The organism is Sulfurospirillum cavolei, from assembly GCF_001548055.1.
In the GTDB taxonomy this organism is placed as follows: domain Bacteria; phylum Campylobacterota; class Campylobacteria; order Campylobacterales; family Sulfurospirillaceae; genus Sulfurospirillum.
On sequence record NZ_AP014724.1, the window covers coordinates 158724 to 174743 of the forward strand.

The following is a 16020-nucleotide window of genomic DNA, read 5'->3' on the forward strand; positions in this document are numbered from 1 at the left end:
TCATAGCGAAGCTCCTTTGGGAATAAGTCTTTTAATATGGGCTAAAGAGGCTATTTTTTGCAACATGGCTGCACTTTGAGCAACCGTGGCATTGTCATAGGCGCGTTGGGCTTCGAGCACTTCAATGTACGTGGCCAATCCCTCTTTGTAACGCCCTTTGGTAATGGCGACCGTTTTGGAAAGTGCCTGTGCTGCCATTTGTTTGGCTTCAATGGTTGTGTCTAAGCGCTTTGTATCTAAAATGGCTTCATATAACTCTTGCCAAAGCGTTAATTCACGCGCTCGCAATGTTTCTTCAGCCACTAAAATACCGACTCTATCTTTTTCGATTTGATGGGAAATCCTCCCGCCGGTTAAAAGAGGAATGGAGGCTTTAATGCCAATTTGATTGCTTGAATAAGAGGAGATGGATGTATCACTTCCTAAAGAACCCGCGGAAAGGATGGTTCCATAATGTTCTGCTTTTGATGATTCATAGAGGGATTGACTTTGCTTGATTTTAGCGCCTAAGGCTTCAAGTTCAGCATTATACTCTTTGAGCATTTTTCGCCATTGTGCATCAGGAAAAGAGGGTAAAGTGGTGTGCGAAAGTGCTGTAAAATCATCTTCAATACAAATGTCTTGTTCTAAAAAGCCGGTGAGCATGCTCAGTAAATGGGTATATTTACGCTCTTCATTGCGGCTGGTTTCCAGTAAATCTTTGGCGTCCAGTACGGAAGCATAAAAGCGTTCACTATCGGCTTCGGTTTTGAGTCCCACATTTTTCATTTGACGGGATTGATCGTACAGTGCTTGGTAAAAGGCCAGAGAGAGGGCATTGGCCGTGTTGACGCGTTGAAGGTATGCCAGCGAATAGTACGCTTGCCAGACTTTTTCACCGAGCAATGCTTTGGCGTTTTCATTCAGCGCTAAAGCAGACTCTGCATCTTGCTGTGCCGCATCAATGCGTTTTTGCGTACGCCCAAAATCCCACAACGTATAGGTCATCGTCACATCTAAATGCGTTGCAAAATGATCTCTGGTTACAAAGTTGCCATTGTTTTGCGAAACGAGCGTTTTGGTGGGATAATATTCTGCATTTACGCTGAGCTCAGGATAGGTGGCTGCTTTGGTGATGCCAAGCGTTTCATACGCCATGTTTAATTGATACAGTGCAAGCTTAGCATCGGGATGCGTTAAAAGCGTAGCGTCAATCGCTTCTTGCAATGAAAGTGTTTTCCCAAACAGTGTTTGCAGTGCCAAAAGAATTACAACAACGGTTCGCAGTAGTGTCATGATAAGCGCTCCTCTCATTTACTCTAAGGCATTGTACACCATACCATGTGTCCTTGACTTGATATGAATCAATTTTGCATAATGGTATGATAATAGGTTTGAAGAGCTTCTTTTTTTTGTAAAGTGATGATGTGCTTGGTGTCAATATGAATCAATCCTAAAGATTTGAATTTTGAAAGCATGCGCGAGAGTGTTTCAGGCGTTGTATTGAGGATGGAAGCTATTTCGATTTGTTTAAGTGTTTGAACAAGGGGTTCGTTATCGAGTAAAAATTTTGCAACTTCCGCTTCTGTATTGGTACTAATTTCATTATGGATGACATTTAAAAAAACTCTTTGTTTTTTTGTGAGAGATTGGATGATATGGAAGTTTAAAATAGCATTGTTGAACATCTCTTTTTGGATAGGGAAAAAATTTATCTTAAGCACTTCTCCTTCGGTGACAAATTGTGCAGTGTTAGGATAAGGACTCTTGGCATACAAAGCGTAATCTCCGATGATTTCACCCGGTTGTGTCAAAAAAAGAATGAAAATATGATTTGCTTTGGCGGTTGTTTGATACACTTTAAGCGTACCTTTTAAAAGAATGTAAAGATACTGTGGTGTTTCGCCTTCGTAAAAAAGTATATCATCAGAGGTATATTTTTTAAGCGTGCAACATTTTTTTATTTTTTCAAGTTCAGTGCGATTGAGATGCGAGAAATAAGGAAGATTTTCAATACAAATCATTGTAGGTTTTTGTCGAGAAACAATCAGTGAATCTGCGCAGATAAGAAGAAGTAAAATCTACTTCTCCCTTATCCGTCAAGCGACTATTTGTAAGAAGCGATGGTTGCAGCAACTGCTTTTAAATCATCATCACTGAGACCTGAAGCGATAGGTTTCATAACGCCTTTCATTGCGCCACCTTCGCCATTTTTATAACCATTGACAGAAGCGATGATTTTTTCTGCATCCCATCCCGCAATAATTTGAGATTTGTTGAGTGCTGCTTTAGATGCTTTATCCCCGTGACAGGAGAGACACTTTGCTTTATAAATTTCAGCACCGTCTGCCGCAAATAGAGTTGAAACAGAAGCGAGGAGTAAACCTAAAAGAACTTTTTTCATAATGTTTCCCTTTTTGGATGAACTTTTAAAAATATATAATAAATAGAAAATTATGTCCTTGACAGATGTCAAGAGTGCTACCAAGAGTTTTGCGACAGAGCATCTCTTTAAGCATAACCTTTGTACACTAAGCTTATGTGAATAAACTTCCGATCGATTTTCCGCTCTCTTTAGCGATGACGTACGCCGGCGCGCACTACGATACCCCGAGCGTTGCGGGTAACGACGATGCGACGTTGTACGGATTTAAAGTCTCAACGGCACTCAGCGGCGTGAAGTTCAATCTTGCCTATACGACGATGGACGATGAAGCCAATTTCCCCGGAACCTTCGGACATGTTCCCGATACGATCGCGTATACCGACATGTTAACCAATAACGCTATTTTTGCGGGTGTCGACGCTTATTCGATCGAAGCACTTTACGGTTTCGGTATTGCCGGCTTTAACTCGGGACTCAAGTTTGCGCACTATACCCAAAGCGAAAAAGGGTATATGAACAGCGGTACGACCGGAACGATTGCAACGTCGGGCAGGGTAGGCAATCGTATGTACCTTGACGATGCCGACGAAGTCAATATCGATTTGACGTACGCCTTCAGCGGAGCACTCAAAGGACTTTCGACGCGCCTTTGGGCAGGATACGGCACGTATGACGTTCCGGGCGAAGACAGCTTTACGTACGCCCGTTTTTACCTGTCGTATAAGTTCTAAAATAATATTTTTACACAAGGAGTATGATATACTTTCGTACTCCTTGGCATCATCATGAACGTGCCGTGCATCAAAATACACTTACTGTGAAAGGAGAAAAATGAAAGTTCTTTTTCTTGAACCGGATCGAGTATTGGCAAATAGCATTGATATTTTTATGAATCGATTGCGTCTGAAAATGAGCATAAAAAAGATATATCAAGAGGAAGATATTTTCAAAGAAGGGTTTGATCTCTTAAGTTACTCTTTGTTTATTCTGAACCTTAAAAATCCTACCGATCCTTCGATTATGAAATTTATCAGGCAAGCGGGCAACGAAGCGCCTATCTTATTGATTTTGGAAAAAGAGACCGATCCTACCATTATGAAGACGCTTTATTATCTCTCTTACGGCGATCTTATCGTCAAAGATTTTGCTTTTGACGAGATCGCGTTTCGTATTTATAAGTTGTGTCATATTTGGAACGATGACGTGTTTTGTTTTACGAAAGACGTCTGTTTTGATTTTAAAAACGCTTTATTCCTGTTCCACGAGGAGAAGATTTTTTTAGGCAAAAAAGAGGCACTGTTTCTCAAGTACCTTCTTGCCAAATCACCGCATGTCGTTACGTTCGACGAAATCGAATGCTACGTGTATCATAACGAAGTCATCAGCCAAGAAAGAGTGCGATCTCTTGTTCGACAATTGCGTGCCAAACTTCTGCCGCTTCATCTGATCGAAACGGTCAAAGGCGAGGGCTATAAAATCGTCAAAACTAAAATCGAAGAAGAGGTAGACGAAGGCGGCGGAGTTGATCTTGTGAAATTTTGCTTGCCATTACTACCTTTAGGCGAGTACGGACTCTCGCTTTTGTAAGGCTTGGCTTTCAAAAGACTCAAAGTTACGTTTTTGCACTTTGAGTCTTTTTGACATGTCAATCATTGCTCTTAGTTTGCGTGCGTAATTTCTCTGTAGAGTTTCATCGCTAATGCGACGGCTTCGCTTTTTGCTTGAAGGGAAGCGCTTGGAAAAAATGCGGCAAGCCCTTCGGTATGGTTGGTTTCTAAAAACTCGAGCATCAGTGCATAACCGATGATAAATCCGTCTTTTTGCTCAAAATTTTCGCGAAAGCGTTCCAACAATACGCCTCTGGCATGCGCCCAAGAGACAATAAACTTTTTGATGCGCTCTTTGTTTTTTTGAAGAGAGTTTTGAATCTCTAAAACCTCTTTAAACGTGGTAAACGTGTTGATGATATTTAAAAAAAGGCTGATGTTCGCCGATTGCATCTGCTCCGAAAAGGAGAGGTTTTTCAGTGCCAACGCGTCGATGACATACGCTTCGATCTCTTCAAGGTCGTTTGATTGTTCGATGAAAAGCTTGAGACTCTCGGCGTTAATGTCGATGTTTTCAAATCCTTGTTTGGAGATGGTCTCTACGTAGTCGTGGATGTCTCGTTTCAGTTGGCTAAATTCGTCGTCGGCAATTTCTAAAATGCTCGCAATACGTGAAAACTTTCTACGAAATTCACGTGGAACGGCGATGTTAGACTTGTACCCGATGTCGTGCTCTATCTCCGCCCATGCGTGCTGCAAAATGGTACGTACCTGAATTTCAAATTTGAGGTCTTTGTAGTTTTGATACTCCCGAAGTGTAGCCCGCTCATCGCTGATGGAGCAGATGATGTGGTACGAGAGATACCCGAAACGGTCGGGGTCTAGCATTTTCTTTTTGTCGATGGAGTTTTCTTCGTCGATTTTGAACTCTTTGGAAAGAAGCGCTACGATTTTTTCGACGTCGATTTCGAAATAACTGATGATACGGCACCCCACGATGTCGGTGATTTCGCTTAGATTTTGGTACTTGTTTTTACCGTCGATTTTTTTGGAAAGACTGTTTTTCTCTTTGACTCGATTTTCGATGGAGTGGTAGGAGATATGTTCTTGCCTCAGAAGCTCTTTGAGCAAAAGATGCATTTTATCGCTGAAACTTTCATAGTGTTTGAGGTCTCTTTCAAACTCGGAAATGAGGCGGTGTTTGTTGTTTTCCAAAGCAGTTCCTTATCGTCGTATTAAAGCTCTTTGGGATCGGATAATTTGGCTTCGCATACGTTTTCTTCGCTAAACGATCCGCACTCTTTGACATACTCGATCCCCCATTCGAACATCGCTTTAAGCACGGGACGAAGTTTTTCTCCGACGGGCGTTAAGGAGTAAACGACGCGCGGAGGAATTTCGGCGAAAACAACGCGTTTGATCAATTTTTTTTCTTCCAAATCGCGCAGTTTAACCGTGAGCGTTTTTTGCGTGATGTCGCGCACTTCCTCAAAAAGGTCTTTGTAACGTTTTTCGCCTTCGAGTAAATGCCAAATAATCCCTAGTTTCCATTTGTCGTTGAAAATATCTTGGGCAATAGCGACGGAGCAGACGTACTCCTTGCCGTTAACGCGGTACATGGCATTCCTTTGGTCATTGTTTTGTTATCGGAATTATAGCATAGTATAAAATATTTATCCTTACATTACTAAAGTATCGTAAGGATATTTTAAGTGCAAGCTTTTTATACTTTTATCGTTACATGTCAAAAAAAAGCACAAAGCGTTTGCCGAACAAAATTCGGCGTTAGGGTCATTGAGCAACGCAGAGTCTTTACTAAAATACCCTCAAAAGGAATACCGTGAAAAACGTACTCATCATCAACGGACACCAATACTATCCGCATGTCGCGGAGGGAAAACTGACGCAAATCTTTATCGATACGGCGGAGGACTTTTTAAAAAGCCGAGGCTTTAACGTGAAGCATTCCAAAGCCCAAAGCGACTACGACGCGCTTGAAGAGGTTGAAAAATTTAAGTGGGCGGATTATTTCATCATTCAATATCCGGTCTATTGGATGGGCGTTCCGTGGATGATGAAAAAGTACATCGACGAAGTCTTCTCCGCAGGCGCGAATAACGGCATTTACGCCAATGACGGACGTAGCAGAAGCGATGCGAGCAAGCGTTACGGTAGCGGCGGCTTGATGCAAGGCAAACGCTATATGCTCTCCTTGACGTATAATTGTCCCATCTCTGAGTTTAGCGACAAAGAGGGCTTTTTTGACGGCTTGAGCTTGGATGAAGCCCATATCGCGACACACAAAACATGGCAGTTTTGCGGCGCGACACCGATGAAAACGTTTTCCGTTCACGATATTTTCAAAGGCGATCTTAACATCGAAGCGGAGAAAAAACGACTGATCGAAGTGTTGAGCGAAAATTTTAAAGGATAAATTATGGAAAATGCGATGTTGAGTCTTTTACAAAATCGAAAATCGATCCGCCATTTTACGGGTGAGCACGTGAGCGAAGAGGATTTGCAAACTATCTTCAAAACCGCACAACGTGCCCCCACCTCTATCAACGGGCAGCAAATTAGCCTTGTTTATACACGCAATAAAGAGAAACTCAAAACCATCGCAGAACTTTGCGGCGGGCAAGCGCACATCGCCGAGGCGGACGTGTTTGTGGGCATCGTCATCGACTTTAACCGCACGAGTGCTATCGTCGAGAGCGTAGGGCGTAAACACGTTATCGAGCAGAGTGCTGAAGGTATTATGGTGGGCGCGATTGATGCGGGCATTATGATAGACCATCTTCAAAGTGCCGCAGGTGCGTTAGGATACGGCACAACGTGCATCGGAGCGGTACGCAAAAATTCGCCGGCGTTTACCAAGCTTTTTAACCTTCCTCAAAAAACCTTTTTAGCCTTAGGATGTACCATCGGCGTACCGAGCGAGCGCGCCAAGAGTGCTCCTTTAAAACCGCGCGTCGCTCTCGATACGTTTGCCATGGAAGACGTGTATGACAGCGATAAAGTCAAAAAAGGCGCATTGGCATACGAGCACACGCTTAAAGCATTTCGCGATAAAACCGGTAGTGGCTCGATGCCGACCTACGCCGAGATCACGACCAGTTACTACGCCGATGTCTATTATCGTAGCACGGCAAAAGACCTCGAAGCGCAAGGATTTGCGTTTAAGGATGAGTAGCTTTGAAATGGACTGTGATATCGATTATTTAATATATGAAGTGTGAAGGAGTAGCTTCATTTGATATAAAAATACATATGATAAGATAAACATATCGAAATAAATGTATAAATCGTAATCTTTTTAGCTACAATAAGAAGTATCTTAAATATTAAATTTTATTTAAAGGTATTAATTGTGTTAAAAAGATTCTTGTTTTTGACTATAGTTATATTTTTACAAGGGTGTGCCGAACACGCAATGCGTGTAACGCCAGAGGTTCCTTTTACGGAGAGTTTAACAAATTCTATCGAATGTAACGTTCACTACGATGGAAATACTGCGTATCTTCCTTCTTTATTAGTTCAAAATTCAAATAATGATTGCCAAGTCATATATTCTTATACTATTCACTACATCAACGGTAGTACGGATTGGGATGGATTAAATCTTTTTAATCCATTACTCATAGTTGGATTTCCCATGAGCCAAGAAAGTGTCATAGTTGAAGGAAAATTAGAATGGACAAGTCCCAATAAAGAAAGTCAAATCTTTACAGCATCTTGCATTGCAACAAAAACGAGAAACTTATTTCAAACGGGTGGAAGTAGCGAGCCTCGAAAAGAGTGCTTATTTGCAGTTCGAGATAATATTAATAAGCAGTTAACGTATTTTAATAAAGGAGTAAGTCAATGAATAAAGCTAAAATTTTTAGCATCATTGTTGCTATGGGGGGAGCAATATTTTTAAGTGGCTGTGGGGCATCTGGACAACAATTCACACAATTTGCAAAACCACAGCCCGATCTAGGGCTTGTGTATGTTTATAGACCAAGTGCTTTTTTGGGTAGTGGTGTTTATTATGATGTTCATGTTACAAACTCATCAACACAAGATTATGTAGCCGGTGAGTTGGTGAATGGAAGTTATGTACAAGTAGCTGTACCTGTCGGTGAAAATGAAGTTTGGGGTCAAACCGAATCTAAAAGTTCTGTAACGTTAGATGTCAAACAAGGCGAAACGTATTGTGTTAGAGGAAGTGTCGGAATTGGATTTATTGTTGGCAGACCAAATCTTGAAATCGTAGATATGGCAACATGTCAAGCACAAATTGTCGAAACAAAAGCTACTAAATAAACAAAATTCTAAGGCATATATTCGTGTGTGCCTTAGATAATACGAGTTTCTCAAATATTTTTTACTACAATACCCTCTCCAAAAATCTTTACATGTAAAACCAAAAAAGAGACATTATGAACCCACTTATTCCCATTTTAGTGCAAAAAACTGGCATTACCAAAGAGCATATTATCAACATTTTAAAGCTGTTAGACGAGGGTTCGACCATCCCATTTATCGCGAGGTATCGCAAGGAGATGACGGGTGGGGCGAGTGATGAGCAGTTACGCGAGTTTGAGAGCATCTATGCGTATGCGAAAAAACTGCATGAACGAAAAGAGGAGGTTTTACGCCTTGTTGCTGAAAAAGCCCAGTTGAGCGATGAGGTGAAAAAAGCGGTTGAAAAAGCACAGAGCCTACAAGAACTTGAAGATATTTACCGACCCTATAAAGAGAAGAAAAACACCCGTGCGGCGGTGGCAATAGCCGCGGGTTTAACGCCTCTGGCAGACATCTTGGAGCGCGCTGAGTTAGAACAAGAGGCGTTTGAGAAGAGGGCGCAGAGTTTTGTCAATGAAAAGGTCGGAAGCGTAAAAGAGGTGATAGCAGGAGCGCAAGACATTATCGCGGAGCGCTATTCCGATGAGCCTAAAGAGCGGGAGTATTGGAGGGCACAACTGCATGATTACGCTTCGTTTGAGATCAAAGCGAGTAAAACGCTCAAACCCGATGGACTCTATGCCAAACTTGCAGGCAAAAGCGAGCGCATCGCGTCCATTCCCTCTCACCGCTACCTTGCAATGATGCGAGGTGTGAGCGAAAAAGAGTTACATGTAAAGATTTCCGTTGAGATGGAAAGAGTGGAGAGTGCGATAGAGCGCTACCGCATTCCGCGTAATGCAAGAAGTTCCAAAAGCTACCTTTTAGAAGCGTATTTGGATGGATTTAAACGCCTTTTGTTTCCTTCGTTAGAGCGCGAGATTCATGCCATTGTGAAAGAAAAAGCGGATACGCAGGCGATTGCCACCTTTGGAAAAAATCTCTCTCAGCTTTTAAACACACCACCCGTTACTAAGCGCGTGATTTTGGGCGTTGATCCGGCGTATCGCACGGGATGTAAACTCGCCGTTGTGGATGAACACGGCACGTATTTGAGCCACGCAGTCATCTACCCGACACCGCCGCAAAGCGACTATGCGAGTTCTTCTAAAGTCATTAAAGAGCTAGCGCAGAAGTACCGCATCACCGCCGTGGCGATTGGCAACGGGACGGGCTCGCGCGAGAGCCAAGAGTTTTTTGCGCGCCTGAACCGTGAAGAGGGGCTGAATCTTGCCTATACGGTTGTGAGCGAAGCGGGTGCTTCCATCTACTCGGCATCGAAAATCGCCACCGAAGAGTACCCCAATTTGGACGTGACAATTAGGGGCGCGATCTCCATCGCGCAACGTCTGCGCGACCCGATGGCAGCGCTTGTGAAGATCGACCCAAAATCCTTAGGCATCGGGCAATACCAACACGATGTCGATCAAAAACAGTTGGAAAAGAAACTGAGCGAAGTGACCGAAGACTTGGTCAATCGCATTGGGGTTGACCCTAACAGTGCGTCCATTTCGCTACTTTCGTACGTCGCGGGCGTGGGTGCAAAAATCGCTAAGGCGATTGTGGAATATCGTGAGAGCAAAGGGGCGTTTACATGTAAGTCTGAACTTTTACATGTAAAAGGTTTAGGTGCGAAAGCGTATGAGCAATGCGCAGGGTTTTTCCGAATTCGTGAGGGAAAAAGCGTGCTTGATAACACGGGTGTTCACCCTGAAAGTTATACGATCGCACAAAAGCTTTTAGCGCGTGCTGATTTAGCAACACTTTCCAAAGAGCAGATTATCACTTTGGCCAAAGAGCAGGGCATTGGCGAAGCAACATTTCAAGACATTATCGTCGAGCTTCTCAAGCCGGGATTTGACCCCAGAGAGAGTTTGCCACCGATTGCCTTTCGTTCCGACTTAACGGATATTAGTGAACTTAGCGAAGGAAGCATCGTCTCGGGCGTGGTGCGCAATATCGCCGATTTTGGCGCATTTGTGGACATTGGGCTTAAAAATGACGGACTGATTCACATCTCGCAAATGAGTGACAAGCGCATCGCACATCCCTTGGAAGTTCTCAGCATCAACCAGCAGTTAAGCCGCATTCGTGTCATCGAAGTGGACAAAGAAAAAGGCAAAGTGAGCCTTAGTCTTAAAGAAGGTTGACATAATCTTCGATATGCGCGATACAGGCCTCTCCCATCGCTAAAATACTCTCTTTTGAGTTACCTCCGACGTGGGGCAGGCACATAAGGTTAGGCAGGTCGATCAGCTCCCAATCGGAAGTCGGTTCTTCCAAAAATGCTTCCAAGCCGGCTCCGGCGATTTGTCCTGTTTTTAAAGCGACTTTGAGTGCTTCCTCATCGATGATGCCTCCGCGCGCCGTGTTGATAATGTAGCTTGTCGGCTTCATCGCCTCAAATTCGGCCGTGGAAAAAAGGTTTCGGCTCTCGTCGGTTAAGGGCAGATGAATCGAAACAATGTCCGCTTCACGTAAAATTTGAGCTTTGCTCGCAAACGTAATGCCGTAACGCTTTGCCTCGTCTTCATCGTGCGTTCGGTTGTAAACGAGAATCGTACATGAAAAAGGTTTGAGCAGTTCGATGACACGCTTGGCGATATTTCCGAAGCCGAAAAGTCCGATCGTTTTGCCGCTGAGTTCCATGCCGCCGTTTACTTTCCACGTATGCTTTTTAAGCAGCGTCGAGGCGATGTAGGTGTTGCGTATTAATGCCAACATAAAGTACAAGGTGATCTCGGCGACCGAATTGCGATTCGTTCCGCCCGTCCAACCGAGTTTGACGCCGTATTGTTGCATCGCTTCGAGGTCCAAATTGTCCAGCCCGACACCGTATCGCGAGAGCATTTTAAGCGCGGGACATGCTCTCAAAACTTCCGCGTCGATCTCTTCTCGTCCGACGATAGCAACTTCAATGCCGTCTAAAAATGCGATGAGATCGGCTTTGGTTTTAAGAGCGTTGTCGGCATTATGTTTGACGTTTCCAAATCGTTCGCGCATCTGCTCCATCAATTCGGGCGATCGCGAAAACAAAGGCGAGATAACGGCGATTTGCATACGAGTCCTTTTACGGGGAATTTAAACGAAGTATAACACGCTTTTTTACTCTCAATGATTTAAATTTTATTAACGTATAAAAGATATAATAAAATAATAATTATCGATAAGGACAAATCATGACGATTAAAAAATGGCTTTTCGCGATGCTGTTACCCGTGTCGCTTCTTGCGGACGTTTTGCAGGAAAACGGCATCTTCCCAACCCTAAAACTGAAAGATCAGTTTGAAAAAGAGGTCGTAATTAATGTCCAAACCAAGCAGATTATTATCGCGTTTACCAAAGCGCAAGGCGAAACGATGAAGGCATTTTTAGAAGCAAATCCAAACTATTTAAGCGACCATAACGCACTTTATATGATGGATGCTACGGAAGTCCCGAGTGTGATTATGAGCATGTTTATGATGCCGAAGTTTAAAAAATACGGCTATTCGGTAGGGCTGGTCGAGGATAAGCAAACGGCACAAACGCTTCCGAAACAAAACGATAAACTCACCGTTTTATCGTTAGATAACCTTCGTATAACGCAAATTGACTTTAAAGAAGCTCTTTAACAAGAGGGGATCAGTTTTCCTCTTGTTCTTTTAACAGGCGATTTTCTTCATCGCTAAAGATGCGCGAACGTGTGATAAATTGATACCCCTCGTCGATTTCAAGCGAAAACGAGTTACCAAAAGCACTCTTTTCTTCCTTGACGTCCAAAATAATCTGCGAGTAACGAAAATACTCAAACTGATCCGGATCGATAAAAAAATCGCAACCACCCACCGTACCTAATTTGACGTTACGGGAAGGAACGTGAAAATCTTTTTTTTCGTAACACATCGGCGCGGTGCCGTCGCAACAGCCGCCGCTTTGGTTGAAAACCAGTTCACCGTATTCGTTTTTGAGCATTTCGATAACTTTGAGCGCTTCGGAAGTCGCGCTCAGACGATGAATCGTCATAAAGGACTCCTTGAAAAAAAGGCATGGGCAAAAGCCCATGCATCAAACAATTTAAAAAAATCCGAGTTTATTTTTGTTGTATGACGTCAAAATGTTTTTCGTATGGCGATACGCATTGAGCATCATCATATGCGTTTCACGACCGATACCCGATTTTTTGTAGCCGCCGAAAGAGGCATGAGACGGATAGAGGTGGTAGCAGTTGACCCATACGCGTCCGGCTTCGATGCCGCGTGACATTTTGTGGAGTTGATGTGCGTCTCTAGACCAAACGCCTGAACCTAAACCGTAGATCGTATCATTCGCGATGGCAAGGGCTTCATCTTCGTCTTTAAAGGTTGTGACGCATAAAACGGGCCCAAAAATTTCTTCTTGGAAAATGCGCATTTTGTTGTGACCTTTGAAGATCGTCGGTTGGATGTAGTTACCTTTCGGGAATGTTTTGTTCTCGTACGCTTCACCGCCGATAAGGCACTGCGCACCTTCTTCTTTGCCGATGCGGATATAATCTAAGATTTTCTCTTTTTGATTGACGGAGGCTTGCGCACCCATTTTCGTGGTCGGATCGAGCGGGTTTTCCTGCGTGATGGCTTTGACACGCTCTAAGACACGTTTCATAAACGGCTCATAGATGGACTCTTGAATCAATGCGCGAGACGGGCACGTGCAAACCTCGCCGCTGTTAAAGGCAAAGAGTACGAGACCTTCGATTGCTTTGTCGAAAAATTCATCGTCTTTTTCCATGATGGATTCAAAGAAGATATTGGGGGATTTTCCGCCGAGTTCCAAGGTTGAGGGGATGATATTTTCGGTAGCGTACTGCATAATGAGCTGACCGGTTGTCGTCTCGCCCGTAAAACCGACTTTTTTAATATCCGGATGCGTGGAGAGGTGTTTACCGATTTTCCCGCCTGCACCGTTAATGACGTTGACGACGCCTTTGGGTAATACGTCTTGAATGGTTTCCATCAAGAGTAAAATAGACATCGGCGTCGCACTTGCCGGTTTGATTACGACGCAGTTTCCTGCGGCAATGGCGGGAGCGATTTTCCATGCCGCCATCAAAAGCGGAAAGTTCCATGGAATAATTTGTGCAACCACACCGAGAGGCTCATGGATCTCTTGAGAGACTGTGGTTTCGTCAAGATCGGCAACCGTACCAGCTTCGCTTCTAATGACGGAAGCAAAATAGCGGAAATGATCGACGACAAGCGGAATATCGGCCGCGAGGGTTTCGCGTACGGCTTTACCGTTGTCTAGCGTTTCGGAGATAGCGAGAAATTCTAAATTTGCTTCGATTTTGTCGGCAATTTTATTGAGCATATCGCTTCGTTGAACGACCGACATGTGTTTAAAAGATTCAAATGCTTTTTTAGCCGCCGCAACCGCCATATCGACGTCTGCCGTGGAAGAGCGCGGTATCTTGGTGAGAAGTTCACCGTCAACCGGAGAAAGATTGTCAAAATACTCGCCGCTTAAGGGTGGAACCCATTCGCCGCCGATAAAATTTTCGTAACGAGGCTTATACGTTGGTTTTGAATATGCCATTTTTGCACCTTTCTAATTAAAGTAAAAGATAAAAATATCTTTAGAAAAAACTCTAGTGCAGATCTCTTTAATCGCCCATTAAAAATTATATTAATTTGTAGATAACGTTTTCGCTTTATATGACGTTTGCTTTTTATTTACAAACGATTAAGAGGTCGTTTATGCTATTGTCCTATACTTTCACTACCAAGACACCTCCTTTTTAAAAATCACTCAACCTTTTTTCCTTGAACGCTCGAATTTGCCCGATTCGAGCGTTTTATTTCATTTTGAAATAGTTCCCAGCTCTTTTTTTCGTTTAGCCTATAATCCTTTTGAATGTTTAAAGACAAGGACGGCGCGTGATTATTCATTTGGATTTGGATTGTTTTTTTGTTTCGGCGGAGCGTACCCGTACCCCTTTTTTGAAAAATAAACCCGTAGTAGTGTGTAAAAGTAGTGATACGAAGATTTTTTCGCGTGAAGACACCGAATGCGTTATGACCGAATCGGTCGGTGGATTTAACGGGCTTTTTCAACATAAAAAAGCGTTTAACGGTTTTGATAAAACGGCATGGAAAAAAGAATTTATCAATGAAGAAGGGCATATACACGGTATCGTCATTGCCAAAAGCTATGAAGCCAAAGCCTACGGAATTAAAACGGGAACGCCTTTGCGCGACGCTTTGGCGATGTGTCCGAATTTACTTGTCGTTTCGAGCGACCATCTTTTCTATCAACTCCTCTCTACGCAATTAAAAGCGTTTTTAAAGACGAAAATTCCTGTCTTGGAACAGTACAGTATCGATGAGTTTTGGGGAGATTTACACGGTTGGGTGTGCGAAGAAAAAACGTATGATTTTATCCATACGTTACGACAAGAAATAATGGATACGTTTGATTTGCCCGTCTCCATAGGTGCATCGACGTCTAAGTGGATTGCTAAACTTGCGACCGATTTTGCAAAACCTTTTGGTCTTAAAATCGTTCCCAAAGAGCAGATCGTCGCTTTCGTATCGCCGCAACCGATCGAAAATTTTCCGGGTATCGGGAAAGTCTTATCTCGAAAATTACACGAATACCGCATCGAAACTTTGGGCGATTTGATTGCGTATCGTCGGCTGGTCAGCGGTTGGGGAAAAATAGGAAAAGAGTTGTATGCTAAAGTGGTCGGAGAAGACAACGAACCCGTTTGTACCGATCGTGCGAGAAGTTCCATCGGCATCGCACGCAATTTTGCACCGATTAAAGATCGAGAAGAACTCAAACGGCGTATGATTATTTTGGCGCGCCATCTTTCGCATACGATGATGAAGCTAAGCCTTCACCCTACAACCTATTTTTTCAAGATTCGTTATGAAAACGGAGTCAAATCTCAAGGTTCGCTGAGCGTCGATCGTGCTTTTAGCGAGTCTTTTTATCGTAACTTGGCGATAGACTTTCTCGTCAAGCTCGATACCCTACCCAATGAACGCGTCCATCATCTCGCACTCCATGCTTCCAACTTCGTATCGCGTTCACATGTCAAAATATTTTCACTTTTTTCGTCCGATGAAGATAGCAAAGCAAAACGCTTAAGTGAAAAACTGACGCAATTGCGTGATAAATACGGTGTTGATATTGTCAGAACGGGCATTGAAAAATTATGATTTAGCGACTTAAAGCTTGTAAACACGCTTCAAACGTTGATGCGAAATTGTTTAAAACAGTAATCTATAATTTCATTACCAAGACAACCTCCTCTTTGTAAAGAATCTAACCTCTTTAAAACACTTCGATTGCCCGGTCGGAGTGTTGCTTTTTTTCAGATACCATTTAATACCCTTTGGTCTAAACACTACCTATTTTTCCTTGTATTCTTTTAGATCTTACGTTAGAATAAATGACGGTTTTGGGGTCATACTGGGCAAGGGAGTTGTTAAACAGTGGGCTAGGCTATTTTCTACAACAATCACGACTTTGATCCAAAAATCATTTTATACAATCATGCTTTAACACATTAACTGATATTTTCTTTTATATTTTTCATTTTCTATTCATTACTGCTTTTGTCGGCGTGCTTACTTTGAGAAAAATCCAACATAAAATCCATAAAACTGTTTAAAATCTAATAATTTTTAGTTGATATAAAACAAATATTTAACTATATTCATGTCTTCCATGAGGGCTTTTCGCACAAGTTCCCTG

The 16020-nt window shown here is 43.0% G+C and carries 17 protein-coding genes; 9 read left to right on the plus strand and 8 right to left on the minus strand.

Going from position 1 to position 16020, the window contains the following annotated elements; genetic code table 11:
- From UCH003_RS00845 to UCH003_RS00855, 3 genes are all read right to left on the minus strand, one after another.
- Positions 1–1275, minus strand: coding sequence for a TolC family protein (locus UCH003_RS00845; RefSeq protein ID WP_060825045.1), 1275 nt, complete (start codon positions 1273–1275; stop codon positions 1–3).
- 68 nt (positions 1276–1343) lie between these two features.
- Positions 1344–2003 carry a Crp/Fnr family transcriptional regulator gene (locus UCH003_RS00850; protein ID WP_060825046.1) on the minus strand — a complete coding sequence of 220 codons (660 nt, stop codon included), beginning with the start codon at positions 2001–2003 and terminating at the stop codon, positions 1344–1346.
- Between the two features lie 83 nt (positions 2004–2086).
- Complete coding sequence (locus UCH003_RS00855; RefSeq protein ID WP_025346110.1) at positions 2087–2383, minus strand: c-type cytochrome; 297 nt, start codon at positions 2381–2383, stop codon at positions 2087–2089.
- Between the two features lie 137 nt (positions 2384–2520).
- Here UCH003_RS00855 and UCH003_RS00860 point away from each other — a divergent pair, with 137 nt between their 5' ends.
- Complete coding sequence (locus tag UCH003_RS00860; RefSeq protein WP_060825047.1) at positions 2521–3096, plus strand: hypothetical protein; 576 nt, start codon at positions 2521–2523, stop codon at positions 3094–3096.
- A gap of 100 nt (positions 3097–3196) precedes the next feature.
- On the plus strand, positions 3197–3952 hold the full coding sequence (locus tag UCH003_RS00865; RefSeq protein ID WP_082709117.1) for a winged helix-turn-helix domain-containing protein: 756 nt from the start codon (positions 3197–3199) through the stop codon (positions 3950–3952).
- Between the two features lie 71 nt (positions 3953–4023).
- Here UCH003_RS00865 and UCH003_RS00870 read toward each other — a convergent pair whose 3' ends face one another.
- The gene (locus UCH003_RS00870; RefSeq protein WP_060825048.1) at positions 4024–5127 is read right to left on the minus strand and encodes a GTP pyrophosphokinase; all 1104 of its coding nucleotides are present in this window, start codon (positions 5125–5127) and stop codon (positions 4024–4026) included.
- Positions 5128–5147: 20 nt separating this feature from the next.
- Positions 5148–5531: a winged helix-turn-helix transcriptional regulator gene (locus UCH003_RS00875; RefSeq protein ID WP_060825049.1), complete on the minus strand. Its 384-nt coding sequence runs from the start codon at positions 5529–5531 to the stop codon at positions 5148–5150.
- A 221-nt stretch (positions 5532–5752) separates the two neighbouring features.
- Between UCH003_RS00875 and UCH003_RS00880 the strand changes: the two genes are divergently transcribed.
- From UCH003_RS00880 to UCH003_RS00900, 5 genes are all read left to right on the plus strand, one after another.
- On the plus strand, positions 5753–6346 hold the full coding sequence (locus UCH003_RS00880; RefSeq protein WP_060825050.1) for an NAD(P)H-dependent oxidoreductase: 594 nt from the start codon (positions 5753–5755) through the stop codon (positions 6344–6346).
- 3 nt (positions 6347–6349) lie between these two features.
- Positions 6350–7105 (plus strand): nitroreductase family protein, encoded by a 756-nt coding sequence (locus UCH003_RS00885; RefSeq protein ID WP_060825051.1) that lies wholly within the window; start codon positions 6350–6352, stop codon positions 7103–7105.
- Between the two features lie 177 nt (positions 7106–7282).
- Positions 7283–7780, plus strand: a complete 498-nt coding sequence (locus UCH003_RS00890; RefSeq protein WP_060825052.1) for a hypothetical protein — start codon at positions 7283–7285, stop codon at positions 7778–7780.
- Complete coding sequence (locus UCH003_RS00895) at positions 7777–8220, plus strand: hypothetical protein (protein WP_060825053.1); 444 nt, start codon at positions 7777–7779, stop codon at positions 8218–8220. Before UCH003_RS00890 ends, UCH003_RS00895 begins: the two co-directional genes overlap by 4 nt.
- A 116-nt stretch (positions 8221–8336) precedes the next feature.
- Complete coding sequence (locus tag UCH003_RS00900) at positions 8337–10451, plus strand: helix-hairpin-helix domain-containing protein (protein WP_060825054.1); 2115 nt, start codon at positions 8337–8339, stop codon at positions 10449–10451.
- Here UCH003_RS00900 and UCH003_RS00905 read toward each other — a convergent pair.
- Positions 10438–11361 (minus strand): phosphoglycerate dehydrogenase, encoded by a 924-nt coding sequence (locus UCH003_RS00905; protein WP_060825055.1) that lies wholly within the window; start codon positions 11359–11361, stop codon positions 10438–10440. The genes UCH003_RS00900 and UCH003_RS00905 overlap by 14 nt on opposite strands.
- 119 nt (positions 11362–11480) lie before the next feature.
- Between UCH003_RS00905 and UCH003_RS00910 the strand changes: the two genes are divergently transcribed.
- Entirely contained in the window at positions 11481–11915 is a 435-nt protein-coding gene (locus UCH003_RS00910; protein ID WP_060825056.1) for a hypothetical protein, read from the plus strand.
- 10 nt (positions 11916–11925) lie between these two features.
- Here UCH003_RS00910 and UCH003_RS00915 read toward each other — a convergent pair whose 3' ends face one another.
- Together UCH003_RS00915 and UCH003_RS00920 are read right to left on the minus strand one after the other, a co-directional pair.
- Complete coding sequence (locus tag UCH003_RS00915; RefSeq protein WP_060825057.1) at positions 11926–12306, minus strand: DUF779 domain-containing protein; 381 nt, start codon at positions 12304–12306, stop codon at positions 11926–11928.
- Between the two features lie 51 nt (positions 12307–12357).
- Positions 12358–13854, minus strand: coding sequence for an aldehyde dehydrogenase family protein (locus UCH003_RS00920; RefSeq protein ID WP_060825058.1), 1497 nt, complete (start codon positions 13852–13854; stop codon positions 12358–12360).
- A 341-nt stretch (positions 13855–14195) separates the two neighbouring features.
- Between UCH003_RS00920 and UCH003_RS00925 the strand changes: the two genes are divergently transcribed.
- On the plus strand, positions 14196–15482 hold the full coding sequence (locus UCH003_RS00925) for a DNA polymerase Y family protein (protein WP_060825059.1): 1287 nt from the start codon (positions 14196–14198) through the stop codon (positions 15480–15482).
- Positions 15483–16020 lie beyond the last annotated feature (538 nt).

Excerpts from the sequence above, each read along its gene's own strand:
- UCH003_RS00885 (WP_060825051.1), top strand. The coding sequence starts at position 6,350 with ATGGAAAATGCGATGTTGAGTCTTTTACAAAATCGAAAATCGATCCGC.
- UCH003_RS00910 (WP_060825056.1), top strand. The coding sequence starts at position 11,481 with ATGACGATTAAAAAATGGCTTTTCGCGATGCTGTTACCCGTGTCGCTT.
- UCH003_RS00845 (WP_060825045.1), bottom strand. The coding sequence starts at position 1,275 with ATGACACTACTGCGAACCGTTGTTGTAATTCTTTTGGCACTGCAAACA.
- UCH003_RS00855 (WP_025346110.1), bottom strand. The coding sequence starts at position 2,383 with ATGAAAAAAGTTCTTTTAGGTTTACTCCTCGCTTCTGTTTCAACTCTA.
- UCH003_RS00900 (WP_060825054.1), top strand. The coding sequence starts at position 8,337 with ATGAACCCACTTATTCCCATTTTAGTGCAAAAAACTGGCATTACCAAA.
- UCH003_RS00920 (WP_060825058.1), bottom strand. The coding sequence starts at position 13,854 with ATGGCATATTCAAAACCAACGTATAAGCCTCGTTACGAAAATTTTATC.
- UCH003_RS00905 (WP_060825055.1), bottom strand. The coding sequence starts at position 11,361 with ATGCAAATCGCCGTTATCTCGCCTTTGTTTTCGCGATCGCCCGAATTG.
- UCH003_RS00865 (WP_082709117.1), top strand. The coding sequence starts at position 3,197 with ATGAAAGTTCTTTTTCTTGAACCGGATCGAGTATTGGCAAATAGCATT.
- UCH003_RS00875 (WP_060825049.1), bottom strand. The coding sequence starts at position 5,531 with ATGTACCGCGTTAACGGCAAGGAGTACGTCTGCTCCGTCGCTATTGCC.
- UCH003_RS00850 (WP_060825046.1), bottom strand. The coding sequence starts at position 2,003 with ATGATTTGTATTGAAAATCTTCCTTATTTCTCGCATCTCAATCGCACT.
- UCH003_RS00915 (WP_060825057.1), bottom strand. The coding sequence starts at position 12,306 with ATGACGATTCATCGTCTGAGCGCGACTTCCGAAGCGCTCAAAGTTATC.
- UCH003_RS00895 (WP_060825053.1), top strand. The coding sequence starts at position 7,777 with ATGAATAAAGCTAAAATTTTTAGCATCATTGTTGCTATGGGGGGAGCA.